Raw genomic sequence first — 26,233 nt, 5'->3', positions numbered from 1 at the left:
GGGTCAGGTCAGCCAGTCGAAGCGGGCCGGCAGCCCGAGGAAGTCGGCGTAGCGCCCGAGCGCCTGCTCCACCCGGGCCCGCGCGGCGACGTCGAGCGCCCTGAGCGGCTGGATCGTCACTGTGACAGCGGTGCGGCCGACCTTGCGTTTCCACACGCCCACCACGCGCCCGGCGCGGACCACTGTGGCCTGGAAGATGCCGTTGTTGCCCGGCACGACGGCCGCCTGGTGGGCGGGGTCGAGCATCAGCGTGCGGTCCCGGAAGCCGAGCAGATACTCGTCGAAGCCGGGCAGCGCCAGCACGTCGTCCGGCGCGGTGCGTGGCGCGTCGGCCACCGCCGCGTCGACGTACATCGGAGTGCCGTCGACGCGTACCGTGCTCAGCGCGTCGTCGGCGGCGGCCAGGCCGCGCCGGGCGTCGGTCACTGTGAGGCCACTCCACCCGGCGAACTCGCGGTCGGTGACCGGGCCGTGCCCGCGAACGTAGCGGTGGGCGAGCACTGACAGCGCCTCATCCCGCTCCAGCCGGCGGGACGTGGGTGCCCACTCGTCGAGCAGGGCGAAGGTCTGTTCGGTGCCGACGTTCGGCGCCACGCAGGTCACGCCGCGAACGCTCGAATACCACAGCAGGTGGTAGCCACGCTGCCCGTCGGTGCCCAGGCCGGCCGCCCGCAGGGTGGCCAGGCACTGCGCGCGGGTCAGCCGACCGCCGCCGGCCAACGCGGCGCCGAGGACCTCCGCCGCCCGGTCCGCGTCGGCCTCGGTCAGCCCGAGCTGCGCCCGCCGGGTCGCCGCGCCGGCCAGGGATCGTACGCCGGTCAGCTCCAGCATCCAGCGGGCGTCGGCGGGCGGGACGAGGTGCACGGTGCCCCGCATCGGCCAGGTGCGCAGCGCCTCGCGTCGCTCCAACGCCGCCTGCACGTCGGTGACGCTCTGACCGGGTAGCCGGGCGCCCAGCGACCACAGCCCGCTGGCCAGGTCCTGTGCCTGCATCGCGCCGAACCACTCGACCACCTCGGCGACGGTGCCGGGGTGGGTGCTCGGGTGTGGGCGCAGCAGCAGGCTGGTCATCCGCAGCGCCAGCGCGTCTGCCGCGCTGAGGTCGACAGGCATCGGGCGCTCCGTTTCGTGGCCGGGTGGCCAGCAAGGCCGGTTGGGTGGCCGGGTGGCCAGCCTAGGGCCGACCACCGACACTCCTGCTGGTGGGAGGCGTAACGGCGGTCGTCGGGGGAATGCGGCTCGCCGGAAGTGCGCGCGCCGCGCGTACGGAAGGGAATCTCATGACTGCCGCAAGCGAGCCGGCGCGGGGCGCCGGCGTAACGGCCGGATCCCGTGGCCATCGGGGGGACGCGCGCGCGAAGACGAGCGCCGCGGCGACCTTCGCCCTGGTGTTCGGAGTGGCCGGTCTGTTCAGCGTGTTGACGGCGATCCTCGCCTGGCTGGGGTTGGTGCTCGGCATCATCGGGATCATCCTCGGCATCGTCGGCCTCAAGATGGCGCGCCGACCCGGGGTCACCGGTCGTGGCGTGTCGATCGGCGGCCTGGTGCTCAGCATCCTGGCCGTGCTGATCGGGCTCGGCCTGGCCGCGGGCATCACCACGTTCGTCAACAACGACAACGCTGTGGACCGCTTGCAGACCCAGGTCGACAAGCTGCGCGACAAGCTCGACTGACCCGCTCGTGCCGGTCTGGGCCGGCCCGCCACCCGTCCCGGTCGGCCCCAGTAGGGTGGGCGGCGTGCTCCGTCAGGTCACCGCGATCCGTTACGTCACCCCGCTGCGCGAGGGTGGGTCGCTGCCGGGCGTGGTGGAGGCCGACGACCTGGGCACCTACGTGGCGAAGTTCCGCGGCGCCGGGCAGGGGCCCAAGGCGCTGATCGCCGAGGTGATCTGTGGTGAGCTGGCGCGCCGGTTGGGGTTGCGGGTGCCGCCGCTGGTGGTCCTCGACATCGACCCGGTGATCGGGCGGGCCGAGCCCGACCAGGAGGTGCAGGAGCTGCTGCGCAGCAGCGGCGGCGCCAACCTTGGGATGGACTTCCTGCCCGGGGCGCTGGGCTTCGACCCGGTGGCGCACCCCGTCGACCCGGCGCTGGCCTCCCGGGTGCTCTGGTTCGACGCGTACGTGGAGAACGTCGACCGGAGTTGGCGCAACCCGAACCTGCTCGTCTGGCACCGCGAGCTGTGGCTGATCGACCACGGCGCCTCGCTGTACTTCCACCACAACTGGCCGCGCGCCGAGGCCGCTGTGCACCGGGCCTACCGCGCGGAGGATCACGTGCTGGCGCCGTACGCGTCGCGGCTGGCCGAGGCCGACGCCGAGCTGGCCCCCCAGGTCACCCCGGAGCTGCTCACCGAGGTGTTGGCCCTGGTGCCGGGGGAGTGGTTGACCGCCGCCGACTTCGAGACGGCCGACGCGGCGCGCGGCGCGTACCTGGATCACCTGTCCCGCCGGGTCGCCCGCACGGCCGACTGGCTGCCATCGGGGAGCGGGGCATGAGGCAACCCTTCGAGTACGCGCTGATCCGGCTCGTGCCGCGCATCGAGCGCGGTGAGCAGATCAACGTGGGGGTGTTGCTCTACTGCCAGCAGCGCGACTTCCTGGCCGCGCGGACGCACCTGGACGCCGACCGGGTTCGCGCGCTGGCGCCCGACGTCGACCTGCCGGCGGTGGCCGCGGTGCTCGACTCCTGGGACCGGACCTGCTCCGGTGACGGGCCGGCGACCCGGATGCGGCTCGGTGAGCGGTTCCACTGGCTGGCCGCACCGCGCAGCACGATGATCCAGACGGGGCCGGTGCACACCGGTCTCACCGTCGACCCGGCGGCCGAGCTGGACCGGCTGATGGCGACCCTGGTCCGCTGAGCCGAGGCGAGGGCAGGGGCGCGGGAGCGGTGATCGTCCCCTGATCGCGCTACGCCAGCGCCGTTGCCGGCGGAGCGCGATCCCCCGTTCAGGTGCCCGGTGCGGGGCGGCGGCTCGAACCCGCCGGCACCGATGGCACCAGGATCGCGGTCCGCGCGCGACGTCGGGCCGGAACGACCGGGAAGTTGCGGAAAACTTGAGCCGGCGGACCGGTGGCCGGCCGCGCCGGAGGCTGTCGTTAGAGCACGTCCGCCTCCGGCGGACCGGTGGCCGGCCGCGCCGGAGGCTGTCGTTAGAGCACGTCCGCAGCGGGTAGTCGCGGGAGCTGATCCGAGACGAGAAGGGGACACTCTGATGGCTGCCCAGACCAAGGTAGCGGTGATCTACTACAGCGCCACCGGCACCACCTACCAGATGGCGCAGGCCGTGTGTGAGGCCGCCGGGGACGCCGGCGCCGACGTGCGCCTGCGCAAGGTGCGCGAGTTGGCGCCGGACGAGGCGATCCGCTCCAACTCCGGCTGGCAGGCGCACCACCTGGAAACCCAGGATGTGCCCGAGGCGATGCTCGACGACCTCACCTGGGCCGACGTGGCGATCTTCGGTGCGCCGACCCGGTACGGCATGATCGCCGCCCAGTTGAAGCAGTTCATCGACACCACCGGCCCGCTCTGGAGCCAGGGCGGGCTGGTCAACAAGGTCTATTCCGCCTTCACGTCGACGGGCACCTCGCACGGCGGGCAGGAGACCACGCTGACCTCGCTCTTCAACGTCTTCTACCACTGGGGCGGTGTGGTGGTCACCCCCGGTTACACCGACACCAGCCAGTTCATCGCCGGCAACCCGTACGGCGCCTCGCACACGAGCAACAACGGGGAGATCGCCCCGGACGCCGTGGCGCTCGGGGCCTGCGCGCTGACCGCCCGGCGCGCCGTGCAGCTGGGTGCCGCGCTGAAGGCGGGCCTGGCCGGCTGACGGTTGACAAACGAGGGCGACCGGCGGCGCGGGCGGGGGCTCTCGGCCCGTCCGCGCCGCCGGTCCATCCAGCCCTACCCCCGGGCCGGGGCGACTATGCGCCCGGGCGCGTCGCGGACAGCTCGTCAGGGCGCGTCGCGGGCAGCAGCCCGGTCACCAGTTCGCTGAGCACGGCGAGCCCGTCCGGGCTGAGCACCGACTCCGCGTGGAACTGCACCCCCGCGAAGCCGCGCCCCCGCAGGGCGTGCACGGCGCCGTCGTCCGGGTCCCGGGCCAGCTCCACCGGCCCGTACGCGGTGGTCAGCCGGTCGACCTCGGAGCGGGCGGTGAACGTCGAGTAGAAACCGACCCGGCGGGTCCGCCCGAACAGCGTCACCTCCCGCTGCAACCCCTGGTAGGGCGCGTCCCGGCGGTGCAGCGTCAGCCCCAGCAGCCCGGCCAGCACCTGGTGGCCGAGGCAGACCGCGAGGGTGGGACGGCCGGTGGTCAGCAGTCCGGTCAGCAGCTTGCGCAGCGCCAGCATCTTCGGCTCGTCCGCGCTGCCCGGGTCGCCCGGTCCGGGACCGGCGACCACCAGGTCGTAGTCGTCGACCGGGCCGCTCGCGTGCCACTGGCGGGTGGTCACAGCGAGGCCCAACGCGCTCAGTTGGTGGGCCAGCATTCCGGTGAAGGTGTCCTCGGCGTCCACGATCAACACTCGGCGGCCGACCAGTCCGGGCAGTCCGGGTGCGTCCGGTGAGCGCTGGTCCAGCCAGAACCGTGCCAACGGTGCGTTGCGCGCGGCCAGCGCGTCGCGTACCGCCGGGTCGTCGGCCAGCCGCGCGACCGGCCCGCGGTCGCCGACGGCCGCGGCCGGCCCGAGGCCGAGCGCGGCCAGCACCCCGGCGGCCTTGGCGTGCGTCTCGGCCACCTCGCCGGCCGTCGTCGAATGCCGGACCAGTGTCGCGCCGACCGGCACCCGCAGTCGGCCGGTGGGGGAGATCTCGGCGGTCCGGATCAGGATCGGGGCGTCGAGCGTCTGCCGGCCGGCCTCGTCGTGGCCGAGCAACGCCAACACGCCCCCGTAGTAGCCCCGGCCCCGGCGTTCGTGTCGGGCGATCACCCGGCAGGCGTTCTCGATCGGGCTGCCGGTGACGGTGGGGGCGAACATCGTCTCGCGCAGCACCTCCCGCACGTCGCGGGTGCCCCGTCCGGCGAGCAGGTACTCGGTGTGCGCCAGGTGCGACATCTCCTTCAACTGCGGCCCGATCACCTGCCCGCCGTGCTCGGCGACGGTGGCCATCATCTTCAGCTCCTCGTCGAGCACCATGTACAGCTCTTCGATCTCCTTCTCATCGGCGAGGAAGCGCAGCAGGGCCGCCCGGTCAGCGACGCCACCGGGGCAGCGGAAGGTGCCGCTGATCGGGTTCATCATCACCAGTCCGTCGTCGACGCTGACGTGCCGCTCCGGGCTGGCGCCGACAAGCGTCCGGGTGCCGGTGTGCACCACGAACGTCCAGTACGCGCCGCGTTCGGCGATCAGCAGCCGACGCAGTGCGGCGAGCGCGGCCCCCAGCGGTGGGCCCTGCACTGTGGCGTGCAGGGCGCGGTGGATGACGAAGTTGGCGCCCTCGCCGCGGCCGATCTCCTCGGACAACACCCGCTGCACGGTCCGCGCGTACTCCTCGTCGCTGACGTCGAAGCCGGCGTCGGTGGTGTGCACCGGTTCGTCGGGCAGCACGGCGAGGGCGTCGGTCAGGGTGATCCGTTGGTGCTCGCGGATCTGGAGGAACTCCAGTGGTGCGGCGTCGTCGACGCAGGCGAAGCCACGTTCGGTGATCTGCCGGTACGGCACCAGGGCGAGCGTCCGTGCCCCGGGCGGGCCCGCCGGCAGCGGGAGGTCGGTGAGCGCTTCGACGGTGTCGACCGGGCCGGTGAACAGGTCCAGGTCGTCCGCGCCCTCGCGGCGCAGCAGCGCGAACGGGCCGGGGTCGACGCCGTGCGCGACGGCGGCGAGCAGGTCGGTCAGGTGGGTCATCGGAGTCTCCGTCGGGCTGGGTGCCGCCGTCGAGCGGCCCTGGAGCCGGGAGATCCGGCGACCGCCTCGATGGCGGCCGCGTGGATGGAGCTACGCGCGGGAGATGGCCGCCGGGTCGGCGGGCCACCAACTGGTCAACTGCGCGAGCATGTGATCCACCCTACGCGCCCGTCGGCAGGCTGGCACGGGGTAACTTGACCGGCGATGAACATTCTCGCGCTCGACCTGGGCACCTCCTCGGTACGCGGGCTGGTGCTGGACGCGGACACCCAGCCGCTGCCCGGCGCTCTGGCCCGCCGCAAGGTCGATCTCGCCATTGGCGACGACGGCACCGGCACGCTGTCCGGTCGGGACTATCTGGCCAGCCTTGTCGAGTGTCTGGACGAGCTGGCCGACTCGGGGCACCTGCACGACGTCGGCCTGGTGGCGGTCTCCGCCCAGTGGCACTCGGTGCTCCCGCTGGACCGCGACGGCGCCCCCATGGGCCCGGTGGTCACCTGGCTGGACACCCGGCCCGCCCCGGTCGGGCGCACCGCCGGGCCGGCCGACCCGGACGGCTTCCACCAGCGCACCGGCTGCTGGTGGCACCGTTCGTACTGGTCGATGCGGTTGCCCTGGTTGCGTGAGCAGTCCGGCACCCCGATCGCCCGGTTCGTGGGTCTGCCCGAGTACGTGCTGGGCGAGTTGCTCGACTCGGCACCCATGTCGATCTCCCAGGCCTCCGGGACCGGTCTGCTGGATCTGCGCACCCTGCGCTGGGACGAGGAGGCGCTGACGCTGGCCGAGGCGCGGCCGGAGGAGCTGCCGCCGCTGGGCGAACTGGACTGGCACGGCCGGCTCCGGGTCGACCTGGCCCGTCGGTGGCCGCAGTTGGCGCAGGCCCGCTGGTCACCGCCGGTGGGCGACGGTGGGGCGTCGAACGTCGGCTCGGGCTGCGTCGACCCGAGCCGGGCCGCCGTCACGGTGGGCACCTCCGCTGCCGTACGGCTGATGCAGCGGATCCCGGCGGGCGAGCCGATGCCGCGCCTGCCCGAGCGGTTGTGGCGGTACCGGGTCGACCACGACCACGTGGTGACCGGGGCCGCGTACGCCAACGGCGGCAACCTCTTCGCCTGGGCGGACCGGGAGCTGCGGTTGCCTCGGGGCGCCGAGCTGGACGCGGCGCTGGCGCTGGTGCCGGCGGGTGGTGGCCGGCCGTCGGATCCCCGCTTCGGTGGCGACCGGGCGCCCGGGCTGGCGCCGGCGGGCAGCGGTGAGCTGCGCGGTCTGAGTTTCAGCACCACCTCGGTCGACATCCTGGCCGGGCTGATGCAGGGGTTGTGCGAGCTGGTCGCCGAGGATCTCGGGGTGCTGGAGTCCACAATCGACAAGCCGGTCGGTGTGGTGTTGGGCGGTGGTGCGGTGGCCGCCTCGGTGTGGTGGCGGCAGGCCTTCGCGACCGCGCTCGCACCGCGACCGGTGTCGCATCAACGCAACCCGGAGATCGGTGCCACAGGTGCCGCGTTGGTGGCGCTGGGGCGCTTCGGTGACGCGATCGAGCTCGCCGACATCGGCCGGACGGACGAGCTGGTTTTACCGACCACGGCAGGAGGTTCCCACCCGCAGTATCCTTCCTGAACCTTGGCCTCGCCCGGGCCGTTGACAGCGGTACCGAGCCTGGTTGGATGGACTGCGCTCCCCCGACCGCGGTGGACGCGGTAGGACGGAGGAGGCAGGGTGGCGGCAGGTCCCGACCCGGCGAACGGCGCGGTGTCGAACCATCGCCGACGCCGCTTCGATGTCCGAGTCGTTCCGCATCGACGGCGCTCGCCGTTCCGGCTGCGCGACTGGCGGATGAGCACGAAGCTCGCCACGGTGCTGCTGGTGCCGTCGATGGCGTTCCTCCTGCTCGCCGGGGTGCAGACCAGCACCCTGGTGGGGCGGACGACGGCGTTGAACGACTTCTCCAGCCAGGTCGGCATCGGCAGGCAGATCACCGCGGCGGTGCACCAGCTCCAGCAGGAGCGTGACCGTTCGGCGGGGGAGCTGGGTGAGCTGCGTAAGGGTGGTGACCGGCAGGCCGCCGCGAACGACCTGAAGCCGTTGCAGGCGGCCACCGACAAGGCCATCGTGGACCTCAGCCGGGCCGCCGAGCCCCTGGCCGACGCGGACGCGTCCTGGCGGGTGGCCTTCTCCGAGGCGCTGGAGGCGTACGACCAGGTGGTCGACATTCGCTCGGCGATCCCGCCGGCGGTGCTCAGCACCGAGACCATCCTGGGCAACTACCACCGGGCCGTCGGGGCGTTGCTCGACCTGCTCGCGGAACCGACGCCGGGGCAGAACCAGCCGGCGTTGAACGACGCGGTGCTGCGCTACGTCCAGTTGGCCCGGGTCAAGGAGCTCTCCTCCCGGGTGCGGGCCCAGCTCTACGCCGCCGCCCGCGCCGGTGCGTACGGCACCGAGGACCGGGTGGTCCTCGCCGACCTGCGCGGTCAGCAACTCACCGCGCTCGGCGCGTTCCGGGTGGCCGCGACCAGTGCGCAGATCCGCCGCTACGACGAGACCTCGGTGTCGCCGAGTTTCCTGGTCGCGACGGGGTTGGAGGAGCGCAGCCTGTCCTCCGGCGCCGCGTCGCCGCAGGTGTTGCCGTCGGAGCAGTGGTGGTCGGCCAGCCAGCAGCGTCAAGAGCTGCTGCGTCAGCTCGAGGCGGGTGTGCTCGACGACGCCGTACGGCAGGCAGAGGATGCCAGCGACGATCAGCTGCGGACGACCCTGCTGGTCGTCGGCGGGGTGGTCACGGTCCTGCTGGCCGCCCTGCTGATCTCGTTGCTGATCGGGCGGTCGGTCGCCCGGTCGATGCGGCTGCTGCGTAGCCAGGCGCTGCGGATCGCCCAGGTCGAGTTGCCGGACGCCCTGGACCGCCTCAAGACCGTCACCGGTGGGGTGCCGCGCATCGATGTCGCGCCGGCGGTGGTCCGCTCACTCGACGAGATCGGTGAGCTGGCCGAGGCGTTCGTGGCGGTGCACCGTAGCGCGGTCACTGTCGCCGTCGAGCAGGCGTTGATGCGGCGCAACGTCAACGCGATGTTCGTCAACCTGGCCCGCCGTAGCCAGGTGCTGGTGGAGCGTCAGCTCGAGCTGCTGGATGACCTGGAGCGCGAGGAGAGCGACCCCGACCAACTGGAGAACCTGTTCAAGCTCGATCACCTGGCCGCCCGGATGCGCCGTAACGACGAGAGCCTGCTGGTGCTCGCCGGCACCGACTCGACACGTCGGTGGAACCGGCCGGTCGGGCTCGGTGCGGTGCTGCTGGCCGCCGCCGCGGAGATCGAGCAGTACCAGCGGGTCCGGATCGAGTCGGTGGCCGATGTGCACGTGGTCGGGCACGCGGTTGGCGAGTTGGTGCACCTGCTGGCCGAGCTGCTGGAGAACGCCACTGCCTTCTCCCGCCCGGACACCGTGGTCGTGGTGACCGCCCGGGTCGAGGCGGGGGGTGCGCTGGTCGAGATCGTCGACCGGGGTCTGGGTATGAGCCCGACCGCGTTGGTGCAGGCGAACGAGGTGCTGGCCAGCCCTCCGGCCGCGGACGTCGCGGCGGTGGAGCGGATGGGGCACTTCGTGGTCAGTCACCTGGCGGCCCGGTTGGGCGTCCGCGTGCGGTTGGAGGGCGGCGAGGACGGCCTGGTCGCCCGGCTCGCCCTACCAGCGGTGTTGCTGGCGCCGGCGGGCAGTGTGGAGCTGGATGCGCCTCCGTCGGCGCGGATGCTGGCGGCGAGCGCGGCGCGAGGGCTGGTTCCGCAGCCGCAGGCAGCCCGGCAGGCCGCGGCCCCGACGCTGAACGGCGGGGTGCGGGACCTGCCGGTGGCCGGCCGCCCGCCGGGCGTCGGCGTGCCGCGTCAGGGCCGCCCGGTGCCGGTACGCGCCGAGGACGTGTTGACCCCCGCCGCTGCTCGCGGTGCGGGCGGGGGCTGGTACTCGCGGCAGGGCCCGACCGCGCCGGTGGTGCCCGCCGCGGCGGCGCCACCGACGATCCCGGTGACCGCCGGCACGAATGAGCGGGGATTGCCGGTGCGGGTGCCCATGGCGCAGTTGAGCGCTGTCACCCGTTCGGCACAACCGATGACGGCACCGACCCGCACCGACCCGGACCCGGAGGCGGTCGGCGGCATGCTCTCGCGGCTCTACAGCGGAGTACGGCGCGCCGAGGCTGAGGACACCACCGAGATACCCGTGCCACCGTCCGGGGGGCACGACGAAGGGGGACGACGACAGTGACGACGTTGAGCCAGGAGGCGCGTGACCTGAGCTGGCTGGTGAGCGCGTTCGCGGAGCGGGTGCCGGGTGTGGCGCACGCGGTGGTGGTCTCCTCTGACGGGCTGCTGGTGGCGATCTCCGATCACCTGCCGCGCGACAACGCGGACAAGCTCGCCGCGGTGACCTCCGGGCTGATGAGTATCACCGCCGGCGCGGCCTCGATGTTCGACGGCGACATCGTCAAGCAGACGGTGGTCGAGATGGGCCGTGGCTACTTCCTGGTGATGCAGATCCGCGACGGTTCGATTCTGGCCACGCTGGCCGCCGGTGACGCGGACATCGGCGTGGTGGGCTACGAGATGGCCCGGTTGGCCAAGCAGGCGGGGGAGATGCTCACCCCGGCCCTGCGGGCGGAGTTGCAGCAGGCGTTGCCCCGCTGAGTGAGCCGGCCGAGGCCCGGACGGTCACGGCTCACCCGAGCCGAGCCGTCCGGGCCCGGCCGTCCGGGTGGCGGCGCGGTCAGAAGCCGCCGTCGGCGATGACGGAGCGGTACCAGGTGGCGGAGTTCTTGAGCACCCGACGCTGGGTGGCGTAGTCGACGTAGACCAGGCCCCAGCGCTGGTCGTAGCCCTGGTCCCACTCGAAGTTGTCCAGCAGTGACCAGACGTGGAAGCTCTCCAGCGGCACTCCGTCGGCGATGGCCCGGTGCGCGGCGGTGAGGTGGTCGCGGAGGAACCTGATCCGCCCGATGTCCTGGACGGTGTCGTCCGCGCCCAGGGTGTCCGGTGTGGGTAGCCCGTTCTCGGTGATGGTGAGCGGGATCGGTCCGTACTCGCGGGTGATTCGGGTCAGCAGGTCGTACATGCCCTCGGGGTAGATCTGCTGCCATTCGGCCTCGGAGGTCGCCCAGCGGTGCGCGGTGCCGCCGTCGCCGGTGACGTAGATCGGGGTGTAGTACTGCACGGCCAGCAGGTCGATCGGCGCGGAGATGGTCTCCAGGTCGCCGTCGCGGATGCCCTGGACCATCCGGCTCTGCGGGCCCAGGTCGGCCAGCAGGTCCTCCGGGTAGCTGCCCTTGAGCAGGGAGTCGAGGTAGAGGCGGTTCTCGTAGGCGTCGTAGAGGTGGGCGGCCGCGGCAGCCTGCGGGGAGTCGTCGGCGGGGTAGCAGGGGTGCAGGTTGAGCGCGGGGCCGATGCGGCTGTCGCTGCCGGTGGCCCGCAGCGCGGCGACGGCGTACCCGTGGGCGAGTTGCAGGTGGTGGGCGACCAGGTAGGCGGCGTCCGGGTCCTGCCGCCCGGGGGCGTGGTGGCCGGTGAGGTAGCCGTTCTGCACCACGGTCTTGGGTTCGTTGATGGTGAGCCAGGCCGGCACCCGGTCGCCGAGGGCGCGGAAGACCACGTCGGCGTAGTCGGCGAAGCGGTGGGCGGTGTCGCGTGACTCCCAGCCGCCGGCGTCCTGGAGCGCCTGCGGGAGGTCCCAGTGGAACAGGGTGGCCATCGGGGTGATTCCGCGCTCGTGTAGGCCGTCGAGGAGGCGGCGGTAGAAGTCGAGGCCGCGTTGGTTGGGCGTGCCGGTGCCGTCGGGCTGGATCCGGGGCCAGGAGATGGAGAAGCGGTAGCTGCGCAACCCGAGGTCGCGCATGAGGTCGAGGTCCTCGGCGTAGCGGTGGTAATGGTCGATGGCCACGTCGCCGGTGTCGCCGTTGCGGGTGCGACCTGGGACGCGGCTGAAGGTGTCCCAGACCGACTCGCCGCGCCCGTCCTCCTTGGCGGCGCCCTCGATCTGGTAGGCGGAGGTGGCCGCGCCCCAGCCGAAGTTGTCCGGGAAGCGCAGCGGGCCGGCGGGCCCAATAGGTATCGACATGGATTCTCCTCATGGATACGGGGCCACCGCCGAAAGATTCGGGAGCGCTCCCATGATAGGGCAGACGCTGCCGGCCGGTCAGCCGGCCGTCAGAATGGCCGGCGCTGGCGGGTGGGAGACGGGTGTGGCCCCGAGCAGCGAACGAGGCCGTCCGGGCGGCGCGGCGCGCCTGTCCCGTCGGCCTCTTTTCCTATCGTGTACGGGGGTTTAGTGTGGGGACGGGGGAGGGCAACCCCCGTCCCCACCGTAACTGCACACGCACGGGCGGAATTTGGGTCCTGCCGTGCATGTCGCGCGGGAGCCGGGCCACGCGAGTGGCTCTGGTTCCACCTCCCTCCCTGTGGCGGGACGATGGCTGACGACGGCGTCCGGGCTGGCCCGTCGTCGGCCCTCGGTCTGGTTCGCTGGGCTCGTCAGGAACGACCCCAGCGATCTTCTTGTTGGAACCTTGTCGATGGAAGCGCTCCCATCGACCGATGTTGCGACTGTAACGCCCGTCACGCCTTTGTGAAAGACCCAAAACGAGATCGAAACAAGGAGCTGATCCGGCGCTCCGTGCGCTTGTTGTGGGAGCGCTTCCATGGCACACTGTCGATTCGACGCGACAGGAGCCACCTCGCGTGAAGTGCGGGTCCACCGAGGGCAACCGGCAGCACCAGCTCCGGTCACGGTCACCCGAGCGCAGCCGGCGGGACCCGCTCCCGCGCGGGCCGCACGCCCTACCCCGGCCGGGCCCGGGGAAGACCACCTTCCCGGCGCCTCGACATCCCCGCGGACCACCACCACCCTCGCGGGCAGGCGCCTCGCCGGGGACCATCCCGGCCTGGTCCGAGGAGACACCGCGCACATGAGACAACTGGCAATACGCCGGCGCGTGGCGCTCGCCGCCGCCGCGCTGCTCGCCATCGGCGGGGTGACCCTGCCGGCCGGCGCCGCACAGGCCGCACCCGCCTGCGACGTGGTCTACGCGACAAACGACTGGAACACCGGCTTCACCGCGAACGTCACCATCAAGAACCTTGGTGACCCGGTGAGCAACTGGACGCTCAAGTGGACCTTCCCAACCAGCGGTCAACGGGTCACCCAGGGCTGGTCGGCCAGATTCAGCCAGACCGGCAGCGAGGTCACCGCTACCAACGAGTCGTACAACGGCAACCTCGCCACCGGGGCCTCCACCACCATCGGCTTCAACGGCGCCCACTCGGGCAGCAACCCGAAGCCCACCTCGTTCACTCTCAACGGCACCCCCTGCAACGGCACCCCTGCCAACCAGCCGCCGACGGTCTCCCTCGGCCTGCCGACCGGGCCGTTCACCGCGCCGGCCGACGTGCCGCTGACGGCCACCGCCAGCGACCCGGACGGGACGATCAGCAAGGTCGAGTTCTACCGCAACGGCCTGCTGATCAACACCGACACCTCCGCTCCGTACGCGTACACCCAGGAGGACCTGCCGGCCGGCAGCTACACCGTCCAGGCCAAGGCGTACGACAACGGCAACGGCATCGGGGTCGACGAGAAGGCGTTCACCGTCGGGGCCGCCACCGGCCCGACACTGGTCGCCACCCCGTCCGCTGTGAGCGTCACCGAGGGTGGCAGCGCCACCTTCAACCTGAAGCTCAGCGCCGCTCCGACGGCCAACGTGCCGGTCACCCTCACCCGCACCGGTGACACCGACGTCACGGTCTCGCCGGCCACCGCCACGCTGACCCCGAGCAACTGGAGCACCGGGGTCACCGTCACTGTCTCCGCGGCGGAGGACACCGACACCGCCGGCGGCGCCGCCACCATCACCGCCTCCGCCACCGGTCTCGCTTCGCTGGCGGTCAGCGCCACCGAGATCGACAACGACACCCCCGGCGGCGACAACGCCTACACCGCGAAGTTCCTCGAGCAGTACGGCAAGATCAAGAACTCGGGCTACTTCAGCCCCGAGGGCGTGCCGTACCACTCGGTGGAGACGCTGATCGTCGAGGCGCCCGACCACGGCCACGAGACCACCTCGGAGGCGTTCAGCTTCTGGCTCTGGCTGGAGGCCTACTACGGCAAGGTCACCCAGAACTGGGCGCCGTTCAACAACGCCTGGACGGTGATGGAGAAGTACATCATCCCCACCCACGCCGACCAGCCGACCGCCGGCTCCGCGGGCACCCCGCAGTACGCCGCGGAGTACAACCTGCCCAGCCAGTACCCGTCGGCGCTGAACCCGAACGTCTCCGTCGGCCAGGACCCGCTCCGCTCGGAGCTGCAGTCCACCTACGGCACCGGCGACATCTACGGCATGCACTGGCTGATGGACGTCGACAACACCTACGGCTTCGGCCGCTGCGGTGACGGCACCACCAAGCCGGCCTACATCAACACCTTCCAGCGGGGCACCCAGGAGTCGGTGTGGGAAACCGTTCCGCAGCCCTCCTGCGACACCTTCGAGCACGGTGGTCAGTACGGCTACCTCGACCTGTTCGTCAAGGACACCGGCGCCCCCGCCAAGCAGTGGAAGTACACGAACGCCCCGGACGCCGACGCTCGGGCCGTGCAGGCCGCGTACTGGGCGCTGACCTGGTCCAAGGCGCAGAACAAGCAGGCCGACGTCGCCGCCACCATCGCCAAGGCCGCGAAGATGGGCGACTACCTGCGGTACGCGATGTTCGACAAGTACTTCAAGAAGATCGGCAACTGCGTCGGGGCCAGCACCTGCCCCGCCGGCAGCGGCAAGGACTCGGCGCACTACCTGCTGTCCTGGTACTACGCCTGGGGCGGCGCGTACGACGCCAGCCAGAACTGGTCCTGGCGGATCGGCTCCAGCCACAACCACTTCGGCTACCAGAACCCGTTCGCGGCCTGGGCGCTGACCAACACCCCGGAGCTCAAGCCGCAGTCGTCGACCGCTGTCGCCGACTGGACCAAGAGCTTCGAGCGGCAGTTGGAGTTCTACACCTGGTTGCAGTCCGCCGAGGGCGGCATCGCCGGTGGCGCCACCAACAGCTGGGACGGTAGCTACGCCCAGCCGCCGGCCGGCACCAGCACCTTCTACGGCATGTTCTACGACGTCGACCCGGTCTACAACGACCCGCCGTCGAACCAGTGGTTCGGTATGCAGGCCTGGTCGATGCAGCGCATCGCCGAGCTGTACCAGCAGACCGGCAACGCGAAGGCCAAGGCGCTGCTGGACAAGTGGGTGCCCTGGGCGATCGCCAACACCACCCTCGGCACCAACTGGTCGATCCCGTCGGACATGGCGTGGACCGGTCAGCCGACCACCTGGAACCCGTCCAACCCGCAGCCCAACACCGGTCTGCACGTCGAGGTCATCAGCAAGGGTCAGGACGTCGGTGTCACCGCCGCCTACGCCCGGATCCTGATCGCTTACGCGGCCAAGTCCGGCAACGTGGCGGCCAAGGACACCGCCAAGGGGCTGCTCGACGCGCTGTCGGCCGCCAGCGACGCCAAGGGTGTCTCCACCACCGAGAAGCGTGGCGACTACCGGCGCTTCGACGACGTCTACAACGCGTCCACCGGGCAGGGCCTCTACGTCCCGCCGGGTTGGACCGGGACGATGCCGAACGGCGACGCCATCGCCGCCGGCAAGAGCTTCCTCGACATCCGGTCCTTCTACAAGAACGACCCGGACTGGCCCAAGGTGCAGGCGTACCTGGACGGTGGTCCGGAGCCGAGCTTCAACTACCACCGGTTCTGGGCGCAGGCTGACGTCGCCATGGCGTACGCCGACTACGGCAGCATGTTCCCGAACGGCTGAGACGACCCGGGGTGGGTGGCGTGGACCGCCCACCCCGGGATCCGGCCCCGGTCCGGGGAACGACGGACCGGGGCTGGCGGGACGGCCTGACACCCACGGTCAGGCCGGGGTGGGCCGGCCATCTGGCCGACGCAGCGGATCGGCTGGCCCACCCCACCGCCCGGACTGGAGCCAGCCGCGAAAAAGCCCAGAAATTCGGGCCCTCGCGGGATCACACCGAGGTCTGTGACGGAGTAACGTACGTCACCGGAGAGGCCGCTCCCCCCGTGGCGGCCTCTCCACTTTTTTGCCCCGAGTCCGTCCGCCCCGTTGTCCCGGGTCCGCCCGCGCGGGGCGGGTTTCAGCGAGGCGGCGCGACCGGGTGACGCAGCCCCGGGTGCCCGGCCGGCAGCGAGCGCCGCAGCACCACCCAGCTCAGCGCCAGCGCCGCGGCGACCAGCGGCCAGGTCAGCGCCACCCGGGCCACCACCAGCGCGAGCACCTGCCCACCCAGGTAGAGCGGAACGAACACGGCCAGCCGCAGCAGATAGGTGGCCGTCCACACCCAACTGGCCCGGCCGTAGCCGCGCAGCAGCGCCGGATCACGCCGCCACCCGGCCCGTTGGCCCAGCACCGCGCCGACCAGCACACCGAGCAGTGGCCACCGCACCACGATGCTGACCGTCCACGCCAGAGCGCTCGCGGCGTTCGACAGCACCTGGATCAGAAAGAAGTTCTCGGCCCGGCCGGTGCGCACCGCGATCAACGCGGCGACGCAGACGGCCAGCAGCCCGATCAGCACCGAGCGCGGCCGGCCACCCCGACGCAGCCGTACGCCTGCCACCACCGCGCCCACGGCCAACGCCGCGCCGACCCCGCCCCACAGCGACTCGCCGCCCAGCAGCCAGCCCGCCGCGAACGCCAGCGGCGGCAGGGTAGCGTCGATGGCGCCGCGTCGCCCACCCAGCAGATCCGTCAGCGACTCGGCCCGTGCCGGCCCACCCGGACCGGTGTCGGTGCCGCCCCGCACCGACCCTTCCGACGCCGGGTTGTCGCCTTCCCGCTGCTCCGGGCCGGGTTCGGCCGGGCCGCTGTCGCGCTCCGGTGTTCCGCTCACCACCGCCTCCTCGCCTCCGGCACAACCTAACCGGCCATTGGCGGCAGGCCACCGGTCGGACCGCCGACACCTGCCGCTACGGTGTGCGGATGCGCGCGACGGCACGGGGTTGGACCGCGGTCTGGTTGGTCGTACTGGCCCTCGTCCAGGCGGCCGCCTTCCTCGCCGTGTGGCGGGTGGCCGTGCACTCCGAGATCGGTCAGTGGGTGGACACTGTCGCCCTCACCGGCAACCGGATCGGGCAGGACACCATCGACGGCCCGGTCGACCGGATCCTCAACGCGATGTCGGTGGTCTCGCTGCTGGCCGCCACCGCGACGATCGGGTTCATCGCGCTGATCCGAGGGCGGATCGCCCTGGCGATCACCGCGACCCTGCTGATCGCCGGAGCGAACGTCACCACCCAGCTGCTCAAGTACGGGCTGAACCGGCCCGACTTCGGTGTCGACCCGGAACGCGCGGCGGTGGGCAACAGCCTCCCGAGCGGGCACGCCACTGTGGCGGCCTCGGTGGCTGTCGCGCTGATGCTCGTGCTGCCGCGCAAGGTGCGGGCCGTCGGTGCCTTCATCGGTGCCGGCTACGCCGCCGTCGCCGGGGTCGCCACCCTCTCCGCCGGCTGGCACCGACCCAGCGACGCGGTCGCCGCGTACCTGGTGGTGGGTGTGTGGGCGGCGTTGGCCGGGTTGCTGCTGCTGGTCACCCAGCGGGAGCAGGCCGAGATCGCCCCCGGCGACGCGCACCGGGTCGCGGCGCTGGTGCTCGGCCTCGGCGGTGTGCTCGCCCTGGTCGCCTGCGGGCTCTCCCTGTCCTGGCTGCTCGACCTGCGCGACACCGGGCCGGAGGAACTGGCGCGCCGCCCCTTGTTCGTCGGTTACGCCGGCAGCGCCGCCGGGATCGCCGGCACGATGGCGGTGGTGATGGCGTTGGCGCTCACCGTCGTGCACCGGCTGGTGCCCCGGGTCAAGGGCTGAGCCGCCCGGTGGAGCCGGTCCTGGCGGCGTTCTCCGCCGAGTGCGCCCGGTTCACCGAGATCCTGGCCGAGCTGACCGACGATGAACTCGGCCGTCCTACCGACTGCCCTCCGTGGAATGTCCGGGACCTGATCGCGCACACCCGCACCGGCGTTGGCCGACTGACCGACATGCTCGCCGCGCCCGCCCCACCTCGCGCCGAGGTGGACGCCGCCGGCTACTTCGGGGCGGCGAAGTTCACCGCCGAGGTCGACGCGGACCGGATCGCCGGCGGCCAGCGGGAGGCGCTGACCGTGGACCGGGCGGCGCTGGCGACCGAGTTCGACCACGCCTGGCGGGCCACCGAAGCGGCGATCGCCGCCGCGCCGCCCGACCGGGTGGTGCGGACCCGGCACGGCGACGCGATGCGCCTCGGCGAGTTCCTGCGGACCCGGGTCGTCGAGGTGGGTGTGCACGGGTTGGATCTGGCAGCGGCGCTGGACCGGCCCCCGTGGCTCACCCCACCGGCGGCCGTGGTCATCGCCGAACTGCTCACCGGCGGACGCCCGACACCGGCCGGGTTGGGCTGGGACCGGCTGACACTGATCCGCAAGGCCACCGGGCGGGCGGCGCTGACCGCCTCGGAACGGGCAGCGATCGACGCCGCCGGCTTCCGCTGGCTCGCCTTCGGCCGCTGACCCCGGGGCATCCGGAACCGCTGCCGTTCGGTCGGTGCTGACCCCTTGCTGACTGCGCTGACCTGTCAGCTCGCGGCGCGGGGCGCGGGGACGTGCGGGGCGACACCCCGCAGGTGCGTCAGCACCACCGGGTCGATGCGCCCCGGCACCAGCCGCTCCTCCAGGTTCTCCAACCCGGCCCAGGAGATCAACGCCGCTTCCGTGTCGTCCTCGTGCACCGGATGGCCCAGCGCGCCGAGCAACGCCGCCACCTCGGCGGCGACCGCGCCGCTCAGGTCGAGCAGTGTGGCCGGGTCGGGTCTGCCGAACAGCATGGTGTGCACAGTGAGCAGGCGACCCAGTTCGGCGACCGGGTCGGGGTGGTCGTCCACGCGCAGGTCCACCACCACGTCGCTGGTGCCGCCGTACCCGCCGCCGCGCTCGACCACCAGCAGGCCGGCGCTCTGCCGGCCGCGCCTGTCGCCTCCGGCCTCGTCGCCGGCCCGCAGCGCGGCGACCAGCCGCTCGGCGAACGGCAGCGCCGCTCCCGCCAACCAGGCCTCGCCGAGGGCGTCGACGACCTCCGGGCCGGTGAGCACGTTGCCCTGCGCGGCCCAGCCGTCACCGGTCCGCCCGCCGGCCCACGGATGGCAGGCCGGCCCGGTCCAGCTGGCGCCCGCGCCGGTGGCCCCCACGACGCCGAGCTGACGGTGCTCCCGCTCGGGGTCGGCGGCGATCAGCCCGGCCACCACGTCGGCGGGGGCCACCCCGGTGCGCAGCAGGGTGAGGCCCTGCGGGCGGTAGGCGAGGTTGACGTGCGCCTGGGTGGCCAGCGCGCCCACCTCGGCGGCGGCGGCCGGCACCAACGCCCCGGCGGCGAGGAACTTGCTGGCGACGGCCACGCCGTGCAGGCGGCCGTCGGCGGAGCGGGCGACGAGCGAGAAGGTCACCGGCCGAGGGTAACCGTCCACGCCGACGTGACATCGACGCGCGAGGCTCAGAACGGTGGTGCGGCGGCCTCCGGTGGGGCGCCGTGGGCCCGCCGGGCGTCGGCCACCGCGACCGCGGCCAGCACCACCACCCCGACCGCGGTCGCGATCACACCGGGCAGGTACAGCAGCGGCACCGACGACGCCACCAGCACCGTGACGGCGATCCACCGGGACGGGGAGACCCGCCCGAACACCTCGTACTCCAGGCGGGCCCGCCCGGCCAGGAACAGAGCCGGTCCACCGAGCACCATGGCCAGCCACGCCCCCGGGATCCGCTCCAGCGGATGATTGATGATCAGCTCGTAGCCGATCGCGGTGGCGGCGAGACCGATCACCATCAGCAGGTGGGTGTCGGCCGCCGACCGACCGATGGTGGCGGGGTGACGGGCCTTCATCACCGCCTCACCCAGAATCCGCCCCGCCCGCTGCACGTAGATGCGCCACAGCATGATCGAGGTGGCCAGTGCCAGGCCGAACGCCCACACGTGCCCCGACTCGAACGGGCCCGCGCTGTACGCGAAACCCGCCACCAGGATCGTCTCGCCCAGCGCGACGAGGAAGAACTGCTGGTACCGCTCGGCCAGGTGTTCCCCGGCGATCTCCCACTTGGAGATCGTCGAGCGACCCAGGCCGGGCACCGGCCAGCCACAGCGGGCGGCCAGGTACTCGAAGGCCAGCGCCGCCGACCAGAGCAGCACCTGCGCGTTGGTGGACAGCATCGCGCCGCTGATCCAGAGCACACCGCTGACGGCGAAGATCACCGCCATGCGCACCTTCAACCGGCGGTACGGGTGCGGCCCGAGCGCGATCGACAGGATCACCGGCCGGGTCACCTGCGCGATGACGTACGCCACCGCGAACATCAGCGCGGTTTCGCTGAACGCCCGGGGGACCGCCACCCCCATCACCATGCTGCACACCAATGCGGTGATCACCACGGTCTGCAACGGCACCCGGTACGGGTCGTACCGGCTGGTCGTCCACGCGGTGCCCTGCCAGACCGCCCAGAGCGCGAGCAGCAACAGCAGTGTCTTGCCGCCGCCGGTGACAGTCCCCCAGCCGTGCTCCCGGCCCGGAACCTGAGTCAGATCCTCGAACGCGCGCGCCGAGATGCGGGTGAGCGCGAAAACGAACACCAGGTCGAAGAAGAGTTCCAGGAACGTCGCCCGGCCGGGCGTGGCCGCCGCCGGGACCGGCTCCAGGTGTCCCGCTGCCCTGGAACCCATGGTCAGCGGCCTGCGTCGTCGGTCCGGTCCACCTCGAAGTGGTAGCACTTTCCACCGGCGCGCACTGCCGGAAACCGGCGATTCTGCCCAACCCGGGGATCTTGCTCGGACCGGCGTCAACGGGCACGATCGACCGGTGACGAATCGATGGGGCATGACGGTGCCGCTGGGCGGAATCGCGCTGGCGCAGCACGACGCGGCCTACGCGGCCCTCGACCGGGCCGGGTTCACCGACGTCTGGTCGTCCGAGGTCGCCGGGACCGACGCGTTCACCCCGCTGGCGCTCGCCGCGGCCTGGCAGCCCGGCCTGCGGCTCGGCACCGCGATCACACCGGTCTTCACCCGGGGCCCCGGCCTGCTGGCGATGAGCGCGGCGGCGCTGGCCGAGGCCGCGCCGGGCCGGTTCTCACTCGGCATCGGCGCGTCCTCACCCGTGCTGGTACGGGACTGGAACGCGGTGCCGTTCGACGAGCCGTTCCGCCGCACCCGCGACGTGCTGCGCTTCCTGCGCGCCGCGCTGGCCGGCGAGACCGTCGACGAGGCCTACGACACGTTTACGATCCGCCGGTTCACGCTGGAACAACCGCCCGCGGTGCCGCCACCGATCCTGCTCGCCGCGCTGCGCCCGGGGATGCTCCGGCTGGCCGGTGCGGAAGCCGACGGGGTAATCCTGAACTGGCTCAGCGCCGACGACGTGCCGCGCGCCCTCGCCGAGCTGGGCGAACGGCGTACCGACTTCGAGGTCGCCGCCCGGATCTTCGTCTGCCCCACGGAGGACGCCGCGTACGCCCGGGCGCTGGGCCGCCGGCTCATCACCAGCTACCTCACCGTCCCGGCGTACGCCGAGTTCCACCGTTGGCTCGGCCGCGACGAGACGCTCGCGCCCATGTGGGCGGCCTGGGCCGCCGGTGACCGGCGCGGCGCCAGCGCGGCGGTGCCCGACGAGGTGGTCGACGCCCTGGTGCTGCACGGCTCAGCGGAGCGGTGCCGCGCCGAGGTGCGCCGCTACGCCGACAACGGGGTGGACGTGCCGATCGTCGCGCTGCTGCCCACCCCCGAGGTCACCGCCGGCGGTGCGACAGCGCTGCTCAGCCTCATCGCCCGGTTGGGCGCCAACTCCGTGGAGGCGTCCGCGTGAACCTCACCGACCGGATCGTGGTGGTCACCGGCGGGGCCGGAGGCATCGGGGCGGCGCTGTCGCGCCGGTTCGCCGCCGAGGGTGCCGCCGCAGTGGTGGTCGCCGACCTGGACGCCGACGCGGCCCGCGCGGTGGCCGAGGGCATCGGCCCGGTCGCGCACGCCCGCGCCCTCGACGTCACCGACGAGGAGCAGGTCCGCGCGCTGGTCGCCGACACCGAGCAGCGGTACGGCCGGATCGACCTGTTCTGCGCCAACGCGGGGGTGACCACCGGCGGGGGAGTGGAGGTCGACGACGCCGGCTGGGACCGCTCCTGGCGGGTCAACGTGCTGGCCCACGTCTACTCGGCCCGCGCGGTGCTGCCCGGAATGCTGGCCCGGGGCGGCGGGCACCTGCTGCACACCTGCTCCGCGGCCGGTGTGCTGACCGCTGTGGGCGACGCCGCGTACACAGCGACGAAGCACGCCTCGGTGGGGTTCGCCGAGTGGTTGGCCATCACCTACCGGGACCGGGGCATCCGGGTCAGCGCGCTCTGCCCGCAGGGGGTGGACACCCCGATGCTCGCCGACGGGCTCGCCGACGGTCACCTCGGCGCCCGGGTGGTCGCCGCGTCCGGTGCGGTGCTCACCCCGGACCAGGTCGCCGACGCGGCCATCGCCGGGCTGGCCGAGGAACGGTTCCTGATCCTGCCGCACCCCGAGGTCGCCGACTACGCGCGCCGCCGCGCCGAGGACCCGGACGGTTGGCAGGCCGGCATGCGCAAACTCATCCGCCGGCTGACCGCCTAACGCCCCGCGCCCCCCGATCAGCGCGGCGATCTTGCACTTTCGGTCGCCGATCTGCGTGCAATGCCCCTTCGGCCGGGACAGTAAGTGCAAGATCGCGCAAAAGGGCGGGGTTGGGGCACTGGCGTGACTAGCGGGGGCGGCGTAGGGGGGACGGGTGCACGGACCAGAGCAGGCGGCGCCACCAGGGGCGGGCGGAGCGCAGGGTGGCCACGTAGGCGGTGGCCACCTCGGCGGCACGAGCCGCCTGGTCGGGCGTCGCGGCGGCGGGGGCGAAGCCCACCTGATTGAGCAGGGCCGCCAACTCGTCGACCGCCAGGTTGGACGCGCCCACCGCCGCTGTGCCGCCGATGGAGGCGTCGGCGGTCGTGTCGTGGCCGGTCGTGCCCGCTTGCACGTCGGCGAGGGTCCGGCGGGCGTGCCCGGCGATCTCGGTGGCGGCCAGGTCGTCCCCGACCGGTCTGCCGGCCAGCCGGAGCGCGTCGGTGACCTCCCGCCAGGCGCCGGCAATGCGCTGGCCGGGGTCGCCCCGCACGAGCCGGCTGCGGGTCAGCGAGCGGCGCATCGCCAGCAGGGTGAGCAGGAGTGCGCCCACCACCAGCAGCAGGCCGCCGCTGCCGCCGGCGACCAGCACCGGTGTGGAGACCCCGTCCGGGCCGGGTGGGGCGTCGGCGGCGGTCGCCGGTTCCGGTGAGGCGCTGGGCTCCGCAGTCGGTGCCGGCGCCTCCGAGGGCGGCGGGTCCTCCGGCGTCGGGCGGAAATCCTCCTCCACCGGTCTCGGCTCGTCGTTGGGGCGGGGCAGCGGGTCGAACGCGACCCAGCCCAGCCCGTCGAAGAGGACCTCCGGCCAGGCGTACGCGTCACCGGCCAGCACCGGCCCCTGCCCGCTGGTCCGGAAGCCCACCACCACCCGCGTGGGCAGCCCGGAGAGCCGGCCGAGGACCGCGAACGCCGCCGCGAACTGCTCCGAGGTGCCTTCCTGCCCACCGCCGTTGCGGGGCCCGAACAGGAAGAAACCCAGATTCGGGTACGCGTGCCCGCTCGGGGCGTCCGCCACCACCCGGTAGTGCTCGGCCAGGAACTGCTCGATCGCCGACGCCCGCGCGTACGGTGCGCCGTTCTCCTCGGCGAGTTGGGTGGCCAGCCGGCGCATCGGGTCGGGTACCCCGTCCGTGACCCGCAGCACCCGGGCCACCTCGTCGCCGGCGGGCACGTTCGCGCTGGCCAACAGGTTCTGATCGGGGCGTTCCTCGGCGGAGGTCACCGTGTACCGCAGCCCCGGCGTCAGCCCCTCCGGCCGGATCAGCGTCCCGCTCGCCGGGTCGTACGCCACCCGCGCCCCACTGACCTCCCGGGGCGTCGCCACGGCGGGCAGCAGCCGGCCGCTCAGCTCGGCCACGCTGATCTGCTGGTGGACCGTCTGCACTGTGCTGTCCCGGGCCGCGGTCGCGGCCGGCAGGATCCGACCGGCGTTGCGGTACGTCGCGCCGACGCGCCAGGTCACCCCGTCGTAGTCGCTGAGCACCGCCAACCGGATCCGCACACCGCGCGTGGTGTCCGCCGCCGGGTCGGCCTCGGGCGGGGCGTCGGCGGGCGGCGCGTCGGGGCGTTGCGTGCTCACGTCGAGGAGCTTCTGCTCCGGGTGCAGCGCCCAGCCGGAGATCCGGATCAACGGGTTCTCGTCGAGCGTCTGCACCTGCGGCGGCTCCACGTACCGGCGTGGGTCCACCGGCCGCCCGTCGACCTGCTCCGCGACGACCGGGCCGAGCAACGCCACCAGCCCGACCACCACCGCCACCCCGAGCGCCGCGCTGGTGGCCAGGCGCAGTCGCACCGCCGCGCGTACCCGGGGGGTCAGCTCGGCGGTCGGATCGCCGCCGCCCGACGCGGTCCGGGTGGGGGTCGCGAGGCCGAGGGCCGCGACCGCGACGAACACCAGCGTCGACCCCAGCGCCGGTTCGGCGTTCGGGCCGACCACGTAGAGGGCGGCGGCGTAGAGCCCCGCCGCCGGCAGGTAACCCAACAGGACCCGGCCGGTGCGCAGCGCCACCTCCGCGCCGGTCAGCCCGGCCAGCCACGCCGCGACGACCGGCACCAGCACGGTGTCCGGGGTGGGCTCCACCGGGATCATCGCGGTGAGCAGCCGGGGAATGCCGTTGCGGGCGGCGTCCGCGGTGACCTCCAACAGCCCGCCCGGTAACTCGGCGCGGGTGGCGGCCAGCCGCAGCGACCACAGTGTCCAGCCGGCCATCGCGGCGACCGACACCGGCGCCACCAGCCAGGACGGCAGCCGCCGGGCGGCCACGCTGACCAGCACCGAACCCGCCGCCGCGCCGACGACAAGCCAGGTCAGCAGGCCACCGGCGTACACCCGGCCGAGCACCACCCCGGCGAGCGCCGTCAGCCCGATCAGCGCCAGCGGCACTACCGCCGCCCGCAGCACCCGCACGGCGACCGTCACCACCGGCGTACCCCGTCCCACTCGGCGGCGAACTGCGCGCCGTCCGCCGCGTCGACGACCACCAGGCCGGCGGTGCCCGGCGGCGTCGGCTCGGCCGCGCCGAACACACCGACCACCACCGACGGGTACGCCCCGCGCAGCGCCCCGACGTGCCCCAGCTCGTCGCGGCCACCCGGCCCGGTCAGGAAGATCAGGGTGTCGCCGAGCCGGTCCTGTCGCAGCCGGGTGGTGGCCGCCCGCACCGCGTCACCATCGGCGGACAGGTCGGCGGCGGCGAGCCGGTCCAGCGGCCCGAGAGGGCCGTCGGCCTCGCCGTCCGGGCCCGTGACCTCCGCCGGTTGCGCCGGCTTGGTCGGCTCCGCCGGCTCCGCGGCGGCCACCAGCAACAGCACCGGCAGGTCGGCGCGGTGCGCGGCGGTGACGACCGACGCCGCCGCCTCACAGGCCGACTCGAACGACTCCGCCACCCCGGCGACCCGCTGCGGGTGCGCGGCGGCACGGTTGTCCAGCAGGACGACCAGGCGCGGCAGACTGGTGTCCACGTTCTCCCGCACCATCAGCTCACCCACCCGGGCGCTGGTACGCCAGTGCACCCGGCGCAGCTCGTCGCCGACCACGTACTCCCGCAGCGAGTCGAACGTGATCGACCCGTGCGGGACCCCGTCCACCCGGCCGTCGAGGCTGCGCCCCGCGCCTCGGGGCACCGCCGTCAGCGGATGGATCCGGGGGTGCACCCAGACCGGCACCGCCGCACCGTACGGGCGGGCCAGCGCCACCAACCCCAGCGGGTCGCGGCGGGTCACCCGCAGCGGACCGACCGGCACCACCCCACGACGATCGGTAGGCACGTCGTAGCGGACCTCGGTGTCCCGGCCGGGTCGCAGGCGCAGCACCGGCACCGGCACGGTCCGCTCCCCGCACCGGTCCTCGGCCAGCAGGTTCGCCGAGCGAAGCCGCCCGGTGTTGCGCACCGTCAACGTCATGCTCGCCGGCTCGCCGCGCGCCACCCGGTCCGGGTCCGCGCGGCGGGTCACCGTCAGCCGGGGCCGCCAGGCCGCGACCAGCGCGGCGTAGCCGACGGCCGCGCCGGCCGCCGCGCCGAGCAACGTCAACTCGGGGTACGCGAACCGGAAACCCACAGCCAGCAGCACCACGGCGGCGACGAGCAGCCCGACCCCACGGGCAGTGATCCCCATCGCGCTGCTGCC

20 protein-coding genes are annotated in these 26,233 nt (G+C 73.1%); 12 read left to right on the top strand and 8 right to left on the bottom strand.

What is annotated here, in order from left to right; translation table 11 throughout:
* Positions 1–3 precede the first annotated feature (3 nt).
* Positions 4–1,113 (bottom strand): winged helix DNA-binding domain-containing protein, encoded by a 1,110-nt coding sequence (locus AB0C19_RS02335; RefSeq protein WP_357178166.1) that lies wholly within the window; start codon positions 1,111–1,113, stop codon positions 4–6.
* A gap of 119 nt (positions 1,114–1,232) precedes the next feature.
* On the opposite strand from AB0C19_RS02335, the gene AB0C19_RS02330 reads away from it, so the two are divergent.
* The 4 genes from AB0C19_RS02330 (at position 1,233) to wrbA (ending at position 3,833) form a co-directional block, all read left to right on the top strand.
* Positions 1,233–1,673 (top strand): hypothetical protein, encoded by a 441-nt coding sequence (locus AB0C19_RS02330; protein ID WP_357178163.1) that lies wholly within the window; start codon positions 1,233–1,235, stop codon positions 1,671–1,673.
* 64 nt (positions 1,674–1,737) lie between these two features.
* Complete coding sequence (locus tag AB0C19_RS02325; RefSeq protein ID WP_357178160.1) at positions 1,738–2,496, top strand: HipA family kinase; 759 nt, start codon at positions 1,738–1,740, stop codon at positions 2,494–2,496.
* Entirely contained in the window at positions 2,493–2,861 is a 369-nt protein-coding gene (locus tag AB0C19_RS02320; protein WP_091404117.1) for a DUF3037 domain-containing protein, read from the top strand. Before AB0C19_RS02325 ends, AB0C19_RS02320 begins: the two co-directional genes overlap by 4 nt.
* Positions 2,862–3,215: 354 nt before the next feature.
* Positions 3,216–3,833: an NAD(P)H:quinone oxidoreductase gene (gene wrbA, locus AB0C19_RS02315; RefSeq protein ID WP_238686701.1), complete on the top strand. Its 618-nt coding sequence runs from the start codon at positions 3,216–3,218 to the stop codon at positions 3,831–3,833.
* Between the two features lie 94 nt (positions 3,834–3,927).
* Here the strand turns inward: wrbA and AB0C19_RS02310 are convergent, their stop codons facing one another.
* Positions 3,928–5,850 (bottom strand): anthranilate synthase family protein, encoded by a 1,923-nt coding sequence (locus AB0C19_RS02310; RefSeq protein WP_357178155.1) that lies wholly within the window; start codon positions 5,848–5,850, stop codon positions 3,928–3,930.
* A gap of 204 nt (positions 5,851–6,054) precedes the next feature.
* Between AB0C19_RS02310 and AB0C19_RS02305 the strand changes: the two genes are divergently transcribed.
* The 3 genes from AB0C19_RS02305 to AB0C19_RS02295 all read left to right on the top strand — a co-directional run bounded on the left by AB0C19_RS02305 (position 6,055) and on the right by AB0C19_RS02295 (position 10,523).
* Positions 6,055–7,467 carry an FGGY family carbohydrate kinase gene (locus AB0C19_RS02305; RefSeq protein WP_357178152.1) on the top strand — a complete coding sequence of 471 codons (1,413 nt, stop codon included), beginning with the start codon at positions 6,055–6,057 and terminating at the stop codon, positions 7,465–7,467.
* A gap of 99 nt (positions 7,468–7,566) precedes the next feature.
* Positions 7,567–10,104, top strand: coding sequence for an ATP-binding protein (locus tag AB0C19_RS02300; protein ID WP_357178149.1), 2,538 nt, complete (start codon positions 7,567–7,569; stop codon positions 10,102–10,104).
* Between the two features lie 5 nt (positions 10,105–10,109).
* Positions 10,110–10,523, top strand: a complete 414-nt coding sequence (locus tag AB0C19_RS02295; protein WP_355008432.1) for a roadblock/LC7 domain-containing protein — start codon at positions 10,110–10,112, stop codon at positions 10,521–10,523.
* 79 nt (positions 10,524–10,602) lie between these two features.
* Here the strand turns inward: AB0C19_RS02295 and AB0C19_RS02290 are convergent, their stop codons facing one another.
* Positions 10,603–11,946: a GH1 family beta-glucosidase gene (locus tag AB0C19_RS02290; RefSeq protein WP_357178145.1), complete on the bottom strand. Its 1,344-nt coding sequence runs from the start codon at positions 11,944–11,946 to the stop codon at positions 10,603–10,605.
* A gap of 847 nt (positions 11,947–12,793) precedes the next feature.
* On the opposite strand from AB0C19_RS02290, the gene AB0C19_RS02285 reads away from it, so the two are divergent.
* Complete coding sequence (locus AB0C19_RS02285) at positions 12,794–15,700, top strand: glycoside hydrolase family 48 protein (RefSeq protein WP_357178142.1); 2,907 nt, start codon at positions 12,794–12,796, stop codon at positions 15,698–15,700.
* A 340-nt stretch (positions 15,701–16,040) separates the two neighbouring features.
* Here AB0C19_RS02285 and AB0C19_RS02280 read toward each other — a convergent pair whose 3' ends face one another.
* Positions 16,041–16,709, bottom strand: coding sequence for a DUF3159 domain-containing protein (locus AB0C19_RS02280; protein WP_357178272.1), 669 nt, complete (start codon positions 16,707–16,709; stop codon positions 16,041–16,043).
* 170 nt (positions 16,710–16,879) lie between these two features.
* Here AB0C19_RS02280 and AB0C19_RS02275 point away from each other — a divergent pair, with 170 nt between their 5' ends.
* A complete protein-coding gene (locus AB0C19_RS02275) occupies positions 16,880–17,767 on the top strand; it encodes a phosphatase PAP2 family protein (RefSeq protein ID WP_357178139.1) in 888 nt (295 codons plus the stop codon).
* An 8-nt stretch (positions 17,768–17,775) separates the two neighbouring features.
* Complete coding sequence (locus AB0C19_RS02270; RefSeq protein ID WP_357178136.1) at positions 17,776–18,444, top strand: maleylpyruvate isomerase N-terminal domain-containing protein; 669 nt, start codon at positions 17,776–17,778, stop codon at positions 18,442–18,444.
* Positions 18,445–18,509: 65 nt separating this feature from the next.
* Here AB0C19_RS02270 and AB0C19_RS02265 read toward each other — a convergent pair whose 3' ends face one another.
* Positions 18,510–19,373 (bottom strand): DUF1028 domain-containing protein, encoded by an 864-nt coding sequence (locus AB0C19_RS02265; protein WP_357178133.1) that lies wholly within the window; start codon positions 19,371–19,373, stop codon positions 18,510–18,512.
* Between the two features lie 47 nt (positions 19,374–19,420).
* A complete protein-coding gene (locus AB0C19_RS02260) occupies positions 19,421–20,641 on the bottom strand; it encodes a low temperature requirement protein A (RefSeq protein ID WP_357178130.1) in 1,221 nt (406 codons plus the stop codon).
* Positions 20,642–20,795: 154 nt separating this feature from the next.
* Here AB0C19_RS02260 and AB0C19_RS02255 point away from each other — a divergent pair, with 154 nt between their 5' ends.
* Both AB0C19_RS02255 and AB0C19_RS02250 read left to right on the top strand, forming a co-directional pair.
* On the top strand, positions 20,796–21,779 hold the full coding sequence (locus tag AB0C19_RS02255; protein WP_357178269.1) for an LLM class F420-dependent oxidoreductase: 984 nt from the start codon (positions 20,796–20,798) through the stop codon (positions 21,777–21,779).
* Positions 21,776–22,567 carry an SDR family oxidoreductase gene (locus tag AB0C19_RS02250; protein ID WP_357178127.1) on the top strand — a complete coding sequence of 264 codons (792 nt, stop codon included), beginning with the start codon at positions 21,776–21,778 and terminating at the stop codon, positions 22,565–22,567. Before AB0C19_RS02255 ends, AB0C19_RS02250 begins: the two co-directional genes overlap by 4 nt.
* A gap of 127 nt (positions 22,568–22,694) precedes the next feature.
* Here AB0C19_RS02250 and AB0C19_RS02245 read toward each other — a convergent pair whose 3' ends face one another.
* Positions 22,695–25,028, bottom strand: a complete 2,334-nt coding sequence (locus tag AB0C19_RS02245; RefSeq protein WP_357178124.1) for a transglutaminaseTgpA domain-containing protein — start codon at positions 25,026–25,028, stop codon at positions 22,695–22,697.
* Positions 25,022–26,221 carry a DUF58 domain-containing protein gene (locus tag AB0C19_RS02240; RefSeq protein WP_357178121.1) on the bottom strand — a complete coding sequence of 400 codons (1,200 nt, stop codon included), beginning with the start codon at positions 26,219–26,221 and terminating at the stop codon, positions 25,022–25,024. Before AB0C19_RS02240 ends, AB0C19_RS02245 begins: the two co-directional genes overlap by 7 nt.
* Between the last annotated feature and the right edge of the window lie 12 nt (positions 26,222–26,233).

This window comes from Micromonospora sp. NPDC048842, assembly GCF_040649935.1.
GTDB lineage: Bacteria > Actinomycetota > Actinomycetes > Mycobacteriales > Micromonosporaceae > Micromonospora > Micromonospora hortensis.
This window is presented reverse-complemented; position numbering and strand designations above follow the sequence as displayed.

What these genes read in the sequence shown, in the direction of transcription:
- AB0C19_RS02335 (WP_357178166.1), bottom strand. Translation starts at nt 1,113, where the DNA reads ATGCCTGTCGACCTCAGCGCGGCAGACGCGCTGGCGCTGCGGATGACC.
- AB0C19_RS02330 (WP_357178163.1), top strand. Translation starts at nt 1,233, where the DNA reads ATGCGGCTCGCCGGAAGTGCGCGCGCCGCGCGTACGGAAGGGAATCTC.
- AB0C19_RS02320 (WP_091404117.1), top strand. Translation starts at nt 2,493, where the DNA reads ATGAGGCAACCCTTCGAGTACGCGCTGATCCGGCTCGTGCCGCGCATC.
- wrbA (WP_238686701.1), top strand. Translation starts at nt 3,216, where the DNA reads ATGGCTGCCCAGACCAAGGTAGCGGTGATCTACTACAGCGCCACCGGC.
- AB0C19_RS02310 (WP_357178155.1), bottom strand. Translation starts at nt 5,850, where the DNA reads ATGACCCACCTGACCGACCTGCTCGCCGCCGTCGCGCACGGCGTCGAC.
- AB0C19_RS02305 (WP_357178152.1), top strand. Translation starts at nt 6,055, where the DNA reads ATGAACATTCTCGCGCTCGACCTGGGCACCTCCTCGGTACGCGGGCTG.
- AB0C19_RS02290 (WP_357178145.1), bottom strand. Translation starts at nt 11,946, where the DNA reads ATGTCGATACCTATTGGGCCCGCCGGCCCGCTGCGCTTCCCGGACAAC.
- AB0C19_RS02285 (WP_357178142.1), top strand. Translation starts at nt 12,794, where the DNA reads ATGAGACAACTGGCAATACGCCGGCGCGTGGCGCTCGCCGCCGCCGCG.
- AB0C19_RS02260 (WP_357178130.1), bottom strand. Translation starts at nt 20,641, where the DNA reads ATGGGTTCCAGGGCAGCGGGACACCTGGAGCCGGTCCCGGCGGCGGCC.
- AB0C19_RS02255 (WP_357178269.1), top strand. Translation starts at nt 20,796, where the DNA reads ATGACGGTGCCGCTGGGCGGAATCGCGCTGGCGCAGCACGACGCGGCC.
- AB0C19_RS02240 (WP_357178121.1), bottom strand. Translation starts at nt 26,221, where the DNA reads ATGGGGATCACTGCCCGTGGGGTCGGGCTGCTCGTCGCCGCCGTGGTG.